Source organism: Planctomycetota bacterium (assembly GCA_039182125.1).
GTDB lineage: Bacteria > Planctomycetota > Phycisphaerae > Tepidisphaerales > Tepidisphaeraceae > JBCDCH01.
Window position 1 is genome coordinate 1 of record JBCDCH010000045.1, and the last position, 16,341, is coordinate 16,341.

General features: G+C 62.8%; 16 protein-coding genes. 3 read left to right on the forward strand and 13 right to left on the reverse strand.

Translation table 11 applies throughout. From position 1 onward, the window contains the following. Window positions 1-89: 89 nt before the first annotated feature. From AAGD32_12195 to AAGD32_12245, 11 genes are all read right to left on the reverse strand, one after another. A complete protein-coding gene (locus AAGD32_12195; GenBank protein MEM8875002.1) occupies window positions 90-515 on the reverse strand; it encodes a hypothetical protein in 426 nt (141 codons plus the stop codon). A 54-nt stretch (window positions 516-569) separates the two neighbouring features. Beyond that, window positions 570-1,478, reverse strand: a complete 909-nt coding sequence (locus AAGD32_12200) for a prepilin-type N-terminal cleavage/methylation domain-containing protein (GenBank protein ID MEM8875003.1) — start codon at window positions 1,476-1,478, stop codon at window positions 570-572. 11 nt (window positions 1,479-1,489) lie between these two features. Then, the gene (locus tag AAGD32_12205) at window positions 1,490-2,479 is read right to left on the reverse strand and encodes a type II secretion system protein (GenBank protein MEM8875004.1); all 990 of its coding nucleotides are present in this window, start codon (window positions 2,477-2,479) and stop codon (window positions 1,490-1,492) included. A gap of 38 nt (window positions 2,480-2,517) precedes the next feature. Then, a complete protein-coding gene (locus AAGD32_12210; GenBank protein MEM8875005.1) occupies window positions 2,518-3,783 on the reverse strand; it encodes a type II secretion system F family protein in 1,266 nt (421 codons plus the stop codon). 209 nt (window positions 3,784-3,992) lie between these two features. After that, window positions 3,993-4,787 carry a sugar phosphate isomerase/epimerase family protein gene (locus tag AAGD32_12215; GenBank protein ID MEM8875006.1) on the reverse strand — a complete coding sequence of 265 codons (795 nt, stop codon included), beginning with the start codon at window positions 4,785-4,787 and terminating at the stop codon, window positions 3,993-3,995. A 29-nt stretch (window positions 4,788-4,816) separates the two neighbouring features. Further along, window positions 4,817-5,776 carry a hypothetical protein gene (locus AAGD32_12220; GenBank protein ID MEM8875007.1) on the reverse strand — a complete coding sequence of 320 codons (960 nt, stop codon included), beginning with the start codon at window positions 5,774-5,776 and terminating at the stop codon, window positions 4,817-4,819. A gap of 19 nt (window positions 5,777-5,795) precedes the next feature. Beyond that, entirely contained in the window at window positions 5,796-6,623 is an 828-nt protein-coding gene (locus AAGD32_12225; protein ID MEM8875008.1) for a carbohydrate ABC transporter permease, read from the reverse strand. A 47-nt stretch (window positions 6,624-6,670) separates the two neighbouring features. Further along, window positions 6,671-7,531, reverse strand: a complete 861-nt coding sequence (locus AAGD32_12230; protein ID MEM8875009.1) for a sugar ABC transporter permease — start codon at window positions 7,529-7,531, stop codon at window positions 6,671-6,673. Between the two features lie 128 nt (window positions 7,532-7,659). Continuing rightward, window positions 7,660-8,934: an extracellular solute-binding protein gene (locus tag AAGD32_12235; GenBank protein ID MEM8875010.1), complete on the reverse strand. Its 1,275-nt coding sequence runs from the start codon at window positions 8,932-8,934 to the stop codon at window positions 7,660-7,662. Between the two features lie 51 nt (window positions 8,935-8,985). Further along, window positions 8,986-9,873: a prepilin-type N-terminal cleavage/methylation domain-containing protein gene (locus tag AAGD32_12240; protein ID MEM8875011.1), complete on the reverse strand. Its 888-nt coding sequence runs from the start codon at window positions 9,871-9,873 to the stop codon at window positions 8,986-8,988. Window positions 9,874-9,989: 116 nt separating this feature from the next. Then, window positions 9,990-10,724, reverse strand: a complete 735-nt coding sequence (locus tag AAGD32_12245; GenBank protein ID MEM8875012.1) for a hypothetical protein — start codon at window positions 10,722-10,724, stop codon at window positions 9,990-9,992. Window positions 10,725-10,960: 236 nt separating this feature from the next. Here AAGD32_12245 and AAGD32_12250 point away from each other — a divergent pair, with 236 nt between their 5' ends. Continuing rightward, window positions 10,961-11,866: a PEP-CTERM sorting domain-containing protein gene (locus AAGD32_12250; GenBank protein ID MEM8875013.1), complete on the forward strand. Its 906-nt coding sequence runs from the start codon at window positions 10,961-10,963 to the stop codon at window positions 11,864-11,866. Between the two features lie 60 nt (window positions 11,867-11,926). Here the strand turns inward: AAGD32_12250 and AAGD32_12255 are convergent, their stop codons facing one another. Beyond that, window positions 11,927-13,090, reverse strand: coding sequence for a GntR family transcriptional regulator (locus AAGD32_12255; protein MEM8875014.1), 1,164 nt, complete (start codon window positions 13,088-13,090; stop codon window positions 11,927-11,929). Between the two features lie 108 nt (window positions 13,091-13,198). On the opposite strand from AAGD32_12255, the gene AAGD32_12260 reads away from it, so the two are divergent. Next, complete coding sequence (locus AAGD32_12260; protein MEM8875015.1) at window positions 13,199-14,236, forward strand: serine hydrolase; 1,038 nt, start codon at window positions 13,199-13,201, stop codon at window positions 14,234-14,236. Beyond that, the gene (locus AAGD32_12265; GenBank protein MEM8875016.1) at window positions 14,214-15,125 is read left to right on the forward strand and encodes a phosphodiester glycosidase family protein; all 912 of its coding nucleotides are present in this window, start codon (window positions 14,214-14,216) and stop codon (window positions 15,123-15,125) included. Before AAGD32_12260 ends, AAGD32_12265 begins: the two co-directional genes overlap by 23 nt. Here AAGD32_12265 and AAGD32_12270 read toward each other — a convergent pair. Next, a complete protein-coding gene (locus AAGD32_12270) occupies window positions 15,115-16,005 on the reverse strand; it encodes a Gfo/Idh/MocA family oxidoreductase (protein MEM8875017.1) in 891 nt (296 codons plus the stop codon). The two genes, AAGD32_12265 and AAGD32_12270, sit on opposite strands and share 11 nt — an antisense overlap. Window positions 16,006-16,341: the final 336 nt, after the last annotated feature.

The window sequence follows — 16,341 nt, forward strand, 5'->3', positions numbered from 1 at the left end:
CACTTTTTGGGGCTGCGGCGACGCCGCCCGTTGGGAGACAGGTCTCCCCGGGCGGCTTCGCCGCAGCCGCAAGCAAAGTGGACATGACGTCAGTTGCTCACCTCGTCATAGCCGTAGAGATTGTCACCGCGCGTGGCATAGTTGCGGTCGGGGCCGGCGCTGATGAGGTACGGATCGCCGGTCGGCGGCAGGCCCAGGTCACGGTTCTCCGGGTCGGCGAGCACGATCGGCATGCCCCACGCGTCACGGATCGCGCCGGTGTTCAGCCCGAGCGTGGAAGCCAGCGCCGTCGCGTGGGCGTCGGCGGCCCGACCGTCGAAACGCGGAAGCTCGTCCCGTGACGCCCGCGGCAACAACGCCTGCAACTGGGCGATCCGCTCGCGGGTGAGCTGCTCACGCTTGTTGGTCTTCACGAACTCCGCCATCTCGGCGGCAACGGCAAGCAGCGCCACCAACAGCATCACCGTCGTCGCGAGTTCCAGCCAAGTGAAGCCCGCGCGGGATCGGACCGGCACCCGTCGGGTGCCGGCTATTGCGGGAGAGTTTCGCGGCGTCCGCGGCATGCCCGATCAGCCGCCGACCACGACGTCGTCGGTTTCCTCGAGGGCGGTGCGGTTGCCATTGAACTGTTCTTGGGCCGTTCCATCGGTCACGACGGTCAGATACCGCTGGTCGGAGCCTGGCGAGAGCAGGACATAATTGTTTTCGACCACCGCCGCCTCGCCCTGACCGATAGCACCGTCGCGGCTGAGGTCGCCAAGCAGGACGGCAAACTGGTCGCCACTGAGCAGGCCGATGTTGTGGTTGGCGTTGAACAGACTCGTGTTGTCGAGTCCCACGAACGAGCCGGCCGTGTAGATGTTCGGCTTCTTGGCGCGGGCGGGGTAGTAGAGGATCGGCTTGCCGGTGAGATCGAGGATGGCCGAGCCGTTGATCTTGAAGCTGTCGGGGGAAAGGTACGGGTCCTGGGTCAGACGACTATCGGCCCCTTTGGAGAAGCCGGCACCTTCGACGCCATCGACGAACTGGCCGAACTGTTGCCAGTTGGGCGTGTTGCCGAAATCGGCCGTCGATGCCTCATCGGTGACGGCCACGTAGACGTCGTCGAACGTCGTCCCGTCGCGCCCGACCGTGCCGGGCGAGACGTCGGTCAGTGCGGTGTTCAGCGGCACCCCCAGCGAGTCCGGATCGCTGGCGGCGACCAGCGCGGGCACCGGTCCGATGAGGGCTTGACCGAGCACGGCAAAACCGGTCCCCGCTGTATCGACACGCGGGTAACGGCCATAATCCTGGGCATAGGCATCAAGGGCCGTGCCGATCGTGACGAGGTCCGCCCGCATCCGCGCGGTCTCACCCGCACCGACGGCCCGGAGCGTGATCGGCAGCAACAGACCGACCAAAAGAACAACGATGCCGATGACGACCAGCAGTTCCAGGAGCGTGAAGGCGTGGGCGCGTCTGTTCGTCGGTCGATTCATCGATTCGTCCCTCAAATCCCGCCGAAGTTGGTGATGTCATCACGCGTGCCGTAGATCCGGTCCCGGCCGGCGGAGATCAGGATGAACCCGTCCTTCTGGCGTGGCTGGCCGGCGATTTCAGGGTTGCCGAAGTACGCGGTGAAACCGTAGGTCTTGTCATCGATGAGCAGGCTGTCGACCACACCGGCGCGATCGGCGGGATTCACCAGGGACCGGAGGCCGTGGGTCGTGTCGGCCGACTTGTCCGGCTTGTCACCGGCGGCCGTGATGGGCGAGCCAGTGTAGATGAACACCTGCGAAAGGTCGTACTGGCCCAGCGGGTCACTCGCATCGCCGTCGGCAAGCTCGGTGGCATCGGACACGGACACCGATGTACCACGATTCGCACGCAGATAAAGGATCGGGAGTGGATCAGCAAAACGATCGACGAACTCGGGGATGATCGTGTCGTCGATCTTCTGGCCGGCGACATCGACGAACCGACCGTTAAGCCCACCACCCTCGTCGATCCAAGACAAGTCATTCGGCTGCGGGTTGAAGTACGGGCTGAAACGCTTGTCGAGGCGCGTGCCGCGGAGTTCGATCGGGCCTTGGCCGACTGTATCAGGCTGATAAGTTCCGTCCGGCATCGCCCCACCGAGCAAGCCGAGGACGAGATTTTCGGTTCCGGTGATGCCGCGAGCACCAGTAGTCGGCGGAATGTCGCCCTCGTAAAGAAAAGTAGGATTGGTGGTCGCCGGCTGACCAAACACGGGGTTGGTCACTCCCGTGCCGATGAGTCTGTTCGGAATCGGCCCCGGATACCCCCCCAGATCAACGGCGTAGGCCTCCGCCGCACCGGATAGCTGCTGAATGAGCGACGCGGTCGCCGCCACTTGGGCCGACTCGCGGACTCGGCTCACCGTCGGCACGAGAATGCCAACCAGCAAGGCGATGATCCCGATGACCACCATGAGTTCGACGAGCGTGAAGGCAGCCTGATTTTGACGGGAGCGTTGCATGTGGGATTTCCTCGGGGAACTGTTCGCGACGTCCGGTTTTAGCCCGACACCGTCTGGATCAGGGTCACCATCGGCGCGAACAGCGCGATCACGATGAAGCCGACGATCAGACCCAGCACCACCACCATCACCGGTTCGAGGATCGAGATCAGCGACGACACCAGAACGTCGACATCGTTGTCATAGTTGTCGGCGACCTTCATGAGCATCTTGTCCAAATCACCGGTTTCCTCACCGACGTCGACCATGTTCACCACAATCGCGTCGACGACCTTGGTCTGCCGCAGCGGGTCGGCCATCGACTCACCTTCACGGATGGCGTCGTGAACCTTGGTCAGAGCGCGGCTGTAAACCTCGTTGCCGCAGGTCTCGCGGGTGATGTTGATGGCGTCAAGGATCGGCACACCGGCGGAGATCAGCGTGCCCAGGGTTCGAGTGAAGCGGGCGATGGCCGACTTACCGATGATCGCACCGAGGATCGGTACCTTGAGCTTGAGCAGGTCGGTGAAGTACTTGCCGCCGTCGGAGATGCGGATGAGCTTCCAGACCAACACGATCGCGATCGGACTGAACAGCACATACGCCCAGCCGTACTGCGTCGCGAACCACCGTGAAATCGCCAGCAGCGCCTTGGTCACGCCGGGCAGTTCGACATCGAAGTCCTGGAAGATTTCCTCGAACTTCGGAATCACGAAGATCATGATCATCGTCACGATCGAGACGGCGATGAAGATGACCACCGCCGGGTAGATCATCGCACCGATGACCTTCTTCTTCAGTCGGGCGGCCTTCTCCATGAAGTCGGCCAGACGGCTGAGGATGATGTCGAGCACACCGCCGGCCTCACCGGCATTGATCATGTTGACGTACAGCTTGTCGAAGGCCTTGGGGAACTGGGCCATCGCTTCCGACAGCGAGCCGCCGGATTCGACCTCATCGGCCACGCCGCCGACGACTGCCTTGAGCAGACCGGGACGCTGTTGTTGTTCGAGAATCTGCAGCGACCGCAGTATCGGCAGACCCGCGTCCTGCAGGGTCGAAAGCTGACGGGTGAAGTTCACCAACTGCTTCTGCGGCACCCCGCCGATCGCGAAGGGCATCTTGCGCTTGGTGCTGACCGGGGCGGCTTCCTTGTCCTTGCCCTTCTTCTTGGCCGCCCGCTTGGCCGACTTCTCACGGACCTTGGTGGGAAAGAAACCTTTGCCGCGGATCTTGGCAATGGCCTCTTCACTGCTACCGGCCTCGATCTCGTCCTTGACCTCCTGGCCGGACGAGTTCATCGCTTCGTACACATAAGTCGCCATGCGGTGCTCCAACGTTGGCCCGCCCCGGTGGCCCGGAACGGTCGGCGGACCCCGTCGGCCATGGTCAAGCCGCGGGGCGTGGTCTTACGCCGCTATCGCCGGTTCGCCGGGACGGCAGACCGGGAGCGGCTTAGTTCGAGCATTCTAGGGTTTGTCCACCGGGTTGAAAGCCCCCGGGCGCCCGTCGCATCTCCAATCCGAACAGCGACTTACAAATTCCGGACAAACGCCGCCGCCGTTCGGATGTCTTCGACCCGTTTGACCCCAGCTTCGCGCTCGATGGGCAACGCACCCTGATAATCGCTCAGTTCGGCGAAGAAGGCCGCCCAATCGACTTTGCCCTCGCCGACGGGCACCTCGGTGCCCCACTCCCCGGTCGTTCCCGAGGGGATCGCGTCCTTGAGATGGACTTGGGCGATGCGGGGCCGAAGTTGCTTGAGGGCGGCAATCGGGTCGCCCGAGCCATACAAGAGCATGTTCGCGGGGTCGAAGTTGACCCTCACGTCGGCGCCAAGTTTGTCGAGGAAGCCCATCAGCGTGTCGGCCGACTCCTGGCCGGTTTCGAGCGCGATCCGGCAGCCGTGCTCGCCGAACAGCTGGGTCACTTCGCCGATCCGATCAAGGAGTTTGCCGAAGAGGGGCACGGCCGGGTCTTCCGGTATGAAGCCGGCGTGAAAGGTCACGAGTTCGATGCCGAGCTGCCCGGCGATCGGCGCACAGGCCGCCATTCGCTCCCGCGTCGCCGGCCAAGTCTCGTCGGACACCACCCCGCCAGTGCGGTGGATCGCCGCGATCGTCGAATAGTCCTCCCCGACGCAAGTGACCATGCCGCTAACACACTCGATGCCGTCGAGCCCACCGACATCCCAGCCGTCCTCGGCGAACGGGTCGAGGTGCATTTGGACACGCCGGATGTCGACGGCATCAAGCTGACGGCGCAAGTCAGCCGCATCGCTCGGCTGTAGCGACCAGGAACAAACCGCGAGACGCTCGGCGAGATTCATGGGCTGAGTTTAACGGCGATAGCGGCCGACTACACCCGCGCGGCAAGCACCCCACCGACATCAAGCATCGTCCGCAAGCCCGGCCCACTCCGCGGCAACACGCGGCAACCGTTGACCAGCGCGGCCACGGTCGCCGAGTCACCCGGCGTGCCCGTCTCGACCCGCACCTTCATCGGCACCGGCCCCTGCACGTCGACACTGTCGAAACTCTCCGGCTCGCCCACCGCCATGATCAGGTCGAGGAACAGCTTGAGCCCGTCGCCCTCCCAGCCGCCGGTGTTGTGCATGCCACGAACCTTGCCCGGCTCGATCATGCCGAGGGCCGAGTCCAACGGCTTGTCCGTGGTGAGCGGTTCGAGCGTCTCAACCACCGCACCGGCCGGGATGGTCTTGCCCAGTGCTGCGGCGAGCAGACAAACCGACTCGGCCATGCCCTTGTGACCGATCTTGCCCTGCGCCTTCAGGCCGTTGAACTCGCCCACCGTCATGGTCGCCCCGACCTTGCGTTGCAACGGCTCGCGACGCGACTCGGCTTTGACCCGGCGCACCGCCGTGACCGCCGACACTTCGAGCACCATGCTGCTCACCACGGCCGGGAAGTAGTCCAACACGAAGCCGGGGTTCACGCCCGTACCAAGCAGCGAAACGCCGGCCGCTTCGGCTTCCTTGTCGATCTCGGCGGCCAGCTCGGCATGGCGGTACTTCGGCCAGAGCATTTCCTCGCAGCTGCTGATGACGTGCGTTTTCTGCTGAATGCATTTTCGCACTAATGGTGCGATCGCGTCGAAGTAGCTGGTCGTGCAAAGGATCGCGACATCGGCATCGCCCGACAATTCCTCCACGACCACCGGCCCATCCTCGACCGGCAACGTGCCGACCACCGCCGGGGCAACGTCAACCAGTTCAACCAACTCCATGCCCGGATCGGCCACGACCGCTTTCGCGGCGGCAACGCCGATCGGACCCAAACCCACGACTGCAATCTTCAAGGTATTCATGTTCTGCCTGTCAACCTTTCACCGCGCCGGCCATGATGCCTCGCGTCAGGAATCGCTGCGCTGCGAGGTAGACCACGACCATCGGCACCAACGCCAACACCGACGCCGCGTAAGCCAAGCGCAGGTTGCTCGCGAACACGCCCAGCAACTGATTGATCGCAACCGGCAACGTGAACTTGTCTTCGCTTTGCAACACCACCAACGGCCAGAGCAGGTTGGACCACGCCCCGATGATTGAGAAGATCGCCAGCGTCGCCAACGTCGGGCGAATCAGCGGGAGCATCACGTGCCACCAGACGCGCAGCGCGTTGGCCCCGTCCATGTGAGCCGCTTCCTCGAGTTCCTTCGGCACGCCGAGCATCGCCTGTCGGCACAGGTAAATCCCGAACGCCGTCACTGAGAACGGAAGAAACACGGCGATCAGCGTGTCGAACAGACCCAGGTCCGCGATCGTCACGAACAACGGCACGACGATCACCTGCTCGGGCACCATCAGCGTCGCGAGAATCACCATGAACAGGAATGACTTGCCGCGAAACTCCATGCGGGCCAGCGGATACGCGGCCAGCGCGGCGAGGATGCAGTTGAGCGTGGCTTGGACGGTGGTGACCAGCACGCTGTTGAGCAGCGCCCGCCAGATGCCGCCCTCGTCGAGGACGGTGCCGAAGTTGTCGAGCGTTACGTCGGCCGGAGCGACGATGTCGTTCATCGCGTAGTCCCCGCCAGCCGGTTGCAACGCGACGTTGAGCAACCAAAGCGCCGGACCGATCGCGAGAAGCACCAACACCGCGGCGGCGGTGTAGTACAGCGCTTTGAGAATGGGCGGGCGTTCGGTCATCAAATCACACACGGGGCCTGGTCACTTAAGTGACCAGGCCGAGTCGGTCAGGTCTCACGGGTCAAACGTAGCTGCACGAAACTGAATATCAGAATCACCAAGAACAGCGACACCCCCACCGCACAAGCGGCCCCGAACGAACCATCCTCGAACGCCGTCTCGTAGATCAACGGCACCGCCGTCTTGCTCGCCACGGGCGCACCGCGCACCGTCACGTACAGCTCGTCGAACACCTTGAGCGCACTGATCGAACTGATCAACGCCACCAATACGACGACGGGTTTGATGCTCGGCAGCGTCACGTTCCAAAACACACTGACCCGCCCCGCCCCGTCGATGCTCGCGGCTTCCTCGAGTTCCTTCGGCACCGCCAGCAACGCCGCAGCGAAGATCATCATGTAGTAGCCGAACCCCTTCCAGAGCGTGACGGTCGCCGCAGTGACGAGGACCCACGGATACTCGCTGAGCCACGGCACGTTTCCCGGCAACACGGAGTTGAGCATGCCGTTGTTTTCGTTGAACAACACCCGCCACGCGATCGCCGCGACGATCGTCGGCGTCACCACCGGCAGGAACAACAACGCCCGCATCCACGGCCCCAAACCCCGCAACCCACTCGTCACCACCAACGCCGCCCCGAGCGACACCGCCATCAACACCGGCGTCACCAGTAGGTATAGAAACGAGTTGCCCAGGCACCACCAGAACCGCTCACTGCTCAGCACCCGTCGAAAGTTCTCCAGCCCGACAAACTCCGCATCACCCCACAACCCGCCGGGCGCGAACAGGTCGACGCGGGTGAACGAAAGCGCGAACACCTGAATCGCCGTCCACACCACGAACACGCCGAGAATGACCACGGCGGGTGTAAGGAAGGCGTACGGGGTTGTGGACGCGTGGCGGTTCATCGAGGTGGTGGGAATGACGAATGACGAGTTCCCGAATGACGAATGAAATCCGAAGGCTCAAGTGACGAAGGCTCCGGATTTCGGATTTGGACATTCATTCGCCATTCGGAAACTCGTCATTCGGATTTTCACTTGTAGCTCATTCCTTCCGCGTCCGCCCGCAACATGCGGTTCCATTCGGCGTCAACCTCGGCGAGCACCGCCGCCAAATCCGTGTCTTCCAGCAGCACCCGCTTGATCCCGTCGTTGAACGCGCGGCGCATGTCGGGCCAAGGACCGACCGGTGGGTTGTAGCTGCGTGCGTTCATCAGGCCGGCGGCACTGAGCGCTGTCGCGGCGGTGATCTTGGTGCTCTGGTCGGTGAACGCCGGGTCGTCGAGCGAGGCAACGGTGCTCGGCAGCCGCGAAGCGCGAATGGCAAGCTCCGTTTGCCACTCCGGCGAGGCGACGTGCAACGCCAGTGCTTCGGCGAGCTCCGGGTGATCGCTCTGACGACCAACGGCGAGGTGCATGACCGCCAGCGGATCACCGCCGGCCTTCGAACGCAAGCCGGGCAGCACGACGGTGTTCTCAAAAAGCGCCGGGTCGGTCTGCTCAATCTTCCGCAGCGCGTTGGCGTTGAGCACGGCGACGGCTTGATCGGTGTATGCCTGGACGGTTTCGCCGTACCCGCCGGTTGCCGCGGAGCGGGGCAAGGCACCTGCCTTGAACAGGTCGACCCAGCGTTGCGCGTACGCAACCACCGCCGGGTCGGTCAGGTTCGACCGCCAACCGCCCTCTTCGTGTGGCATGATCGGCGTCAATCCGTCGGCGATCATCAACGCCGGCAGTTCGCTGTCCTCGCCGAGCCGAAGCGTGAAGAGGAACTTACCCGTCGCCGAGTGAAACGGCTCGGCCTGCTCCATCAACGTCGCCCAATCGTCGCCGACGGTCTCGACCGACAATCCGCCCCGCTCCAACAAGTCCGCGTTGACCACCCGCACCGGCGTCGATAGGTACCACGGCAAGCCCATCAGCCTACCGTCGATCACGCAGGCATCGAGCGCCCCCGGCACGAATCCGCCCGGCCGACCTTCCAGTTCATGCAACGCCCCGAGGTTTGCAAACACCGCGAAGTCCGCGTCCGACAGATTTACTACGTCCGGCAACGCTCCCGCTGCCCCGGCCGCGAACATCTTCCGCCGCATCAACCCCCACGGCACGTCCACCCACACCACCTCCACCCCCGGATGATCCGCCTCAAAGTCGGCGACAAGCTCGGCCATGTAATCGTTGAACGTCGGCCGAAGCGCGTACGTCCAAAGCTCAAGCTCAACCGTATCATCCCGTTGCTCGCAACTGCCGAACAGCAACACGAGCAGCAACGCAAGACAGCGACCGAATCGGGCCTTTCGATGGTTCATCAGAAGGGCTCCCTCCGGTCGCCGGCTAGCAGGTGAGGTTCTAATGACGATTTAGTCGGTGTCGCCGAACGTCGGGATTTCGTAGCCGCTGACGATCTTGCGATCCAGCGGTGACCAGAGTGCTTCGAGGGTTGAAACCGTGGTGTCCACGTCGGCGAGTTCCGAATGCCGCAGCATCTCAACGTGCCCGTCGGTGAAGGCAAAGTTGGCCCGACCACGAGCAGTAGGTCCGACAAAGCTGCTGTCGCGACGATGCCGGGTGAAATCTAGTTCGGTGTCAGCTTCCGCGATGCCAGCAAGCCGGCCGCCCGGGTTGTACGGAGGGATGGTGATCCCGACAAACCTCTGCCCCGGTGACACACCTTGGTACCCGATGTCGGCCGAAGCAAAGTAGACTTCGCTTTCCAGAAATACGCTGTGCTTTTCGCCGAAGAGGATCGTGTCGGATGCGCTTGACACGTTGTTCTTGAAGAACTTGCCACGGTCGAAACCGGTCGTACTGCTGGCGAGTCCGATGAATGCGTCGACTTTACTAGATGCCCAGAAGTTCATCGCGTAGGACCTCGCCGCATTCTCAATATCCTCGGGGCAGATGAACAACTCACTTGCCACTGAACCAGATGCCGTCACGAGCTCGGCTGGTAGGTAAGGCGCGATGATGTGTTCTTGGTACCAAAAGGCTTTGTCCAGCGGGTCGCTGTTGTTACTGCTATCGAGAGGAGAGAGGTCGCTGACCCGTGGCGGATAAGCGCCGTTTTGCTCCGTGGCGTACATCGTCATCGTGATCGCGAGCTGGCGAAGATTGCTCGCGCATTTGATGTCGTTAGCACTACGCCGCGCTGATTGCAGGCTTGGCAGCAGAATGCTGATCAGGAGCGCGATGATGCCGATGACCACGAGCAGCTCGACCAAAGTAAACCCGACACGACAGGCATGCATCCTGGGAATCATTGTTATATAATAACAAAGTCCCTCGAATCTGTCAACTCGCATGGAGCCATGTCGCCACCACCGCAACGAGAAATCTGGCCACGAAGCCCAAGCAGCCATGCCATTTACGGCAAAAGCGCGTCGGGCGAGTCTTCGAGGTCAGATCCAGCGAACAGTGAGATCGAGGAAAAATATGGACCACGATGGCCCAGCTGAGGGATGTCGCGCAATCCGCGTCTCTGCTCGTCAAGCGTCTGAATATCAAGAAATTTCGGAATCCAATAGTCGGCCCAGACCCCGTCAAAATCATCGAATCCAATACCAACCACTTTGAGCCTAGCTGCGGCACCGAGGTCAGGCACTTCAAATTCAAATTGACCGATCCTACGAGTCATTTTCTGTCCAATAGCGACGTACTCATCAGGGACCAAGCTTACTCCTAGAGCGAAGTACGGCTCGCCTATCACAGCACCGGGAAGCGACGAAACCATAATGGTATATCTTGTCGCATTCAGTGAAATCTCCCAGCCCTGCTCTGCAACTTCATCCACTGACACAACAACGGACACATTGGCAATTACCGCGTCATGATCACCCAAACCGCTTAAATTGACCTCTGCTTCGTGATTACCACGCGGAGAAATCATTTCCAGTGGAAGATTGTTGTCTGGGCTTGGTGTTTCCCACGCAGATTCGAATCCACCATCTGCAGTTGTCCCGGAAAGCTGACGTATGTACGGGGCACCTGAATGACCACCTCCTTCAGTATACGGATCTCCATTCATCACATACTGCGAATCTATCGCAAACGTAGCGAGAAGACGACGTGGTTCAAGACACTCGATAAACACAAATGACACCTTTCAAAGCGTGAACGACTTGGCGACAAGAACTTTGCTTCCGCTTTTACCGTTGCGAACAGCATCTGTCAACGGCAACCACTCTTGCGCCTGAAAGCAAAATACCAATCAAAGACCAAGCATTGCGTCGCACAAATGAGTTGACAAGACTGCCCATTTCGTTATTATAGAAGACCAACAAGGACTTCCCACTCAACCCGGCCGATCGACTCGGCCCTCCAAAGGAGAAAACGAAAATGCGCAAGCACATGATTTTCGCCGCCGTCGCGGCCACCGCAATGACTGTCCCGGCCTTTGGCCAACTTATCGCCAACGACCCGTTCCTCAGCGGCGACAGCGCCGGTGCCGGCGAATACTCGGTCGGTGTGGACGTGCGTGGTGAAGGCGCGGCCGCCCTCGGCTGGGTCGGCCTTTCGGGTCAGCCCGATGGCTTTGGTGTGGCATACGCAACGCCGACCGGCAGCCTCGGCACGTCCAACTTCCAGGGCAACGCGCTGGGTGAGGACTCCGCCGCGGTCGACTACGAAACCGGTGGCCGCCTGCAGTGGATCGGCGTCGGCAACTTCCCCGGTGATCGCACGATCACGCGCCAGCTCAATCCGATTCCGTCGTCGCCGACCTACTTCATGAGCATCATGGTCAACCGCCTGAACTGGGCGGGCACGCCGGCGGACAACACCTTCGTCGTGGGCGGCTTCACCGACGCGAACAACAACGGCCTGCTCGTCGGTTACGACGACGTCCTCAACGACGGCACGCCCGAGTTGGTGTTCCGCTCGACGAACGATCCGTCGGGGACCAGCACCATCCTGCTGCCCGACGCCCCTTCGAGCGACAACCAGCTCGTGATCGTCGGGCTGACAATCAACACCGCAGGCAATGATGAGTTGAGCATCTTCGTCGATCCGGCCGATATCTCCGCCGGGCCGTCGCTCACCGTCTCGTCGATCAACGTCACCGACTCGCTCACCCCCTTCACGCAGAGTCTGTTCTCCTCGCCCGGCCAGTCCGGCGTGGTGTTCTTCGACGAGCTACGTCTCGCGACCGACTTCGCCTCGGTCGCCGGCGTCATCCCCGAGCCGGCCAGCATCGGTCTGCTCGGCGTGGCGGGCCTAGGCCTGCTCCGTCGCCGCAAGGCATAACCACGATCAGAGTTGATCTGAACCAGCGGCGTGTGTCCCATCGCGGACACACGCCGCTTTTTATTCCACGGCGGTGGTGCTGTTACGTTCGACGAAGTCCGCACGCATGGTCTCGCGAGCCTTGGTCTTCTTCCCGTTGATCCGGGCGACGAGGAGCTTGACCGACTCGTATCCGAGCTTGGTCAGTGGCTGCCGCAAGGTCGTGAGCGATGGGGAGAGAAACTCCGCGCTGGGCGGATCATCGACGCCGACGACGCTCAGGTCGTCGGGCACGGTCAACCCCGCCGCCTGGGCGGCGTTGTAAACGTCGAGCGCGAAGTAATAGCCGCATGCGAAAATCGCCGTCGGCCGACCGGGAGACGCGAGCCGCGCGCTGAGTTCGGCGATGCCCTCGGGTCCGAGCCGCCAACCGCTCGAAGCGAAGACGTGCCGAGCATCGACCTCGAGACCTGCCTGTTCGACGGCAGCCGCGAAACCTTCCCAGCGGTGTCGGCTATTGCTCGCTCCGCCCTTATCACCGACGAAGCCGATGCGTTTGTGACCGAGCTCGACGAAATGCTCGACGGCCCGGGCGGCCAGATCGCGGTTGTCGGTGTCCACCGTCGCCACGTCCGGCTCGTCGCAGTCGGCACCGACCACCACCGTCGGCTTGCTCCGGTTCGCCCGCCCTGCTCCGCTCTCCAAGTCACCGGGCAGCAGGTTCACATATAGGAAGCCGGCACACTCGTTGCGGACATCCTCCCCGTAGCGCAGGAGCATCACATCGACGTGGAGCTTGTGCGACGCCTGGCGAACGCCCTCGAGTAAGTGGCCGTGATAGTGATCGGCGAGCGAGGCCTCGGCGTGGAAGACCAAACCGATGCGGGTCTGCGCGAGGTTGCCGATCTTCTCGCGGTAGCGCTGATCGACGAACGTGCCCCGGCCCTGACTCCGACGCAGCACGCCGGCCGCCACGAGTTCCTGAAGCGCGCGGTGGCCGGTGACGAGCGAGACATCGAGCTGCTTGCTCAACTCGGCGGTCGATGGGATCCGGCTGCCCAGCGCGTAGGTGCCGTCGTCGATCGCGGCGAGGATCGCGTCACGCGCAGCAACGTAGAGCGGCACTCCCGCCGCCGGCTTCAAGGCCTTGAGCGGTTTGGCCGTCCCGTCTCTTTTCCGGACAGCCGCAGCATCGTCCGACGCCGCACCCGCGGCGGTTTGCTTCTGCGATTTCTTTTTGGCCATGGAAGGCTCAGCCCGTCGTGATGAGACAACGGTAACCCAACACCCCACAATCTCCAAAGACGCCGACGAAGCTTGCGGGATCGCGACCTGCTCGGGACAATGATTCTTATGAAAGAATCGCGACGCGCTTGCATCGCACTTCTGCTCGGGTTCCTCGCCGGCTGCGGTGGTGGCGAAGCGGCGATCGCGACCAGGGCGGCCGCTTCTGATACACCGACGACCATGGCACCGTGGAACAACCTGCCGCCGGCAGACCGCCCGATCGAGCTCGTCAATCTTGACACGTCAGACGCGCTCGACGACGACCTCCAATTGCCGCCCGGGTCGACGCTCACAATCGCCAAGGTCGTCGAAGGCCATCTTCACACGCACCATTGGCAAGATACCGGCGAGCGCGGCTTTTATCCCGCATCGACCGTCAAACTCATCACTGCAGTCGTCTTGCTCGACCAACTCGATGCACTGGGCGTGAGCGTCGATGGCGACATCCAACTCGGCGACGAGCCGCGCAAAAGCATCCGCGAGACGCTCGTCGTCATGATTCGTGACAGCGGCAACGACGAGTTCAACACGCTGCAGGAAAGTGTCGGCTTCGCCGAGACCGACGCGTGGCTCAAGTCCGTCGGCTGCGAGACCGGCGTGATCCGGCGCCACTTCACGCGGCCGCACTGGAACAGCAGCCGACCGGTGAAGGTCTGGAACGCCGATGGCCGGCTTGCCACCGAACTTCCCGAACGGCCGGGCGTGGACTTTCCGCTCAATGCCGCCGGTGGCGAGAGCAACTGGTTCACGACCGACGATCTCGTGCGCGTGATGGCCGCGACGATGCTGGGAGGGGTGCGGGAGAAGCCGGGGTTCGATGTGCTTGCCGAGTCGTTGCGAGTGAGTGGCGGAAAGTTTCTCGGGGCTCAGCTACCGCCGCGCTACTCGGTCTACAGCAAGGTCGGCTGGTGGCCGCCGGACGGGGCGTACTCCGATGTCGCCTACATCCACGACACGCGAACCGATTCGCACTACTTCATCGCCGCGTATTGCAACGGCCCCGAGCGTACGGTGGAGTACGAACCGGCGGAACCTCGCCAAGTGCTCGGCACCGCCGCTGTCCAACTCATGGAGATGATCGATGCCGGCAAACTCACGTTCTGACCTAGCTACCCGTTGGCTGTCGTTGTTGACGTTGGCGGTGCTGGTTGTCGGTTGTGCTCGGCCGGCGATCGACGTGCGACCGGTACACCTCGACACGCCGGACGGTCCGGCGCGCGGCCTGGTCGCCATCGTGGACCTTGCCCGCGTCGACATCGTCGTGAGTGCGGGCGACGAACAGACGGCCGAAGACGACCGCTTCCCGCTGCAAAACACCTTCGCCTTCGCGCACGAGACCGGCAGTGACTTGGCGTTCAACGCGAACTTCTACGGCGACCTTGCCGACGGTCGCGCGAACCCGGTCGGGCTGGTCATCAACGACGGCGAAGTGCGTAGCCCCGGTCGCCGCTATGGCAAAAGAGCCGACGCGGCGATTTTCTTCCACGACGGCGAGGCACGCGTGGCCCGACCGGGGCCTGGACGCTATGAACCACCACCCACAACGCAGCGCTCGAACAGGCCGACGATTCAACCCGTCACCGAGCTACTCGGACCGGAACCGAACGACGCGGTCGCAGGGGTCGGCGCGAGCGATTCGGCCCCGATGCTCGACACGGTTCTCGTGGATGATGGCGTGAACCTTGGCAAAACGTCGCGCGTTGCACCACGGGTTCGTCACCCGCGCACGGCGGTCGGCGTCAGCCGAGACAATCGCACGCTCATTGTCATGGTCATCGACGGCCGACAAGACGGGCACTCGGTCGGTGTCACGCTCCACGAACTCGCCGACCTGATGAGACGCCACGGGGCCGACGACGCGCTCAACCTCGATGGCGGCGGGAGTAGCTCATTCGTCTACCGCAACCCCGACGGCTCGTTGCTGACCAATCGCCCCAGCGATGGCGACTTCCGCGAAGTCGCGGTGTCGGTCGGCGTGCGGGTCAAAGATTGACAGCCTCCCACGCCCCGCCGCTTTTCATGCTGCGGTTGCCGGCTTCCATGACGGCGACGTTCTCGATCAAACGATCCAGCGTCACCGGTGCGGGTCCGCCTTCGAAGAATCGGCACATGCCCGCTACCAGCCGGGCGTACACCGGGCCGAAGTCGACGACGAAACTCTTGCAGCCCTCGGCCCCGTGCACGGTCGCGGCAAAGGCATAGCTGCCCTTTCGTTCGAGGCGGATGCTCGCGGCGCGGCCGTCTGTGTAGCGGAGTTGGACGAAATCGCGGTCGGTACCAGACGTGGCCGAGACGGCCTGGACGCCAGGGCCGAGCAGTGCATCGGCGAGTTCGATGGCGTGAACGCCGTAGAAGAAAAGGCCCTCCATCGCATCGTTGAGCTCGCCCGGTCCGACGACATCCGCGGCAACGACCTCGCCCAAATCGCCCAGCGTTCCGAGTTCGGCGATGAACCGCAGCGACGATGCCGAGTAGCAACGCGCCCCGGACTTGATTGCGGCGGTGTGGATCTGCTTCGCTTGCGCGAGATCACACGTCAGCGGCTTGTCGATGTATGTCGGCAACCCACGCTCGAGGGCCGGCAGTGCGTGGTCGAGGTGCTCGTGACCGTTGACGCTGAGTACCAGAACGCCGTCGACCTGTTCGAGCAGCGCGTCCATCGAGTCGGCTTCGGCAACGCCCATGTCCCGGGTCGCGGCGGTCCACTGGCGTACATCGTCCTCGGGCAAAAAGTGCGGACCGGCGTCAAGGTAGTGCGTGACGGTGCAGGCGGTCTCACCCGCGTCCCGCAGCGCATGGATTCGGCGGGTGAACTCGGGCAGGTGAGACGAGTCGACACCGACGCAGCCAAGACGGAAGGGAACGGCGCTCATGGGCCGGCAGTGTAGTGGGCACGGCCGGCGGAGGAAGCCAAGTCTTCTACAAGATTCCGAAGTCGGTCAGCGACATCGAATGGCTCGCGGCCTCTCGGTGCCGGCGGTGCCCCGCACGCGGCGACGTGAGCAGGGGGTGAACTCACGTCATGGGGGACAGTGCGTGCGAGGCACCGCAACGGCACCAATCGAGTGGCAACGCTAGGGGCCACTGTCTAGCCCACCATATTACCTAAATCGGTACCCCGATCCACGCGATTTCACGTGCGAAACTGACGCACGCACACAAGTGGCCTCGGACGAAACAGTTACAAGCATCTCAAAAACCGAAGGAAC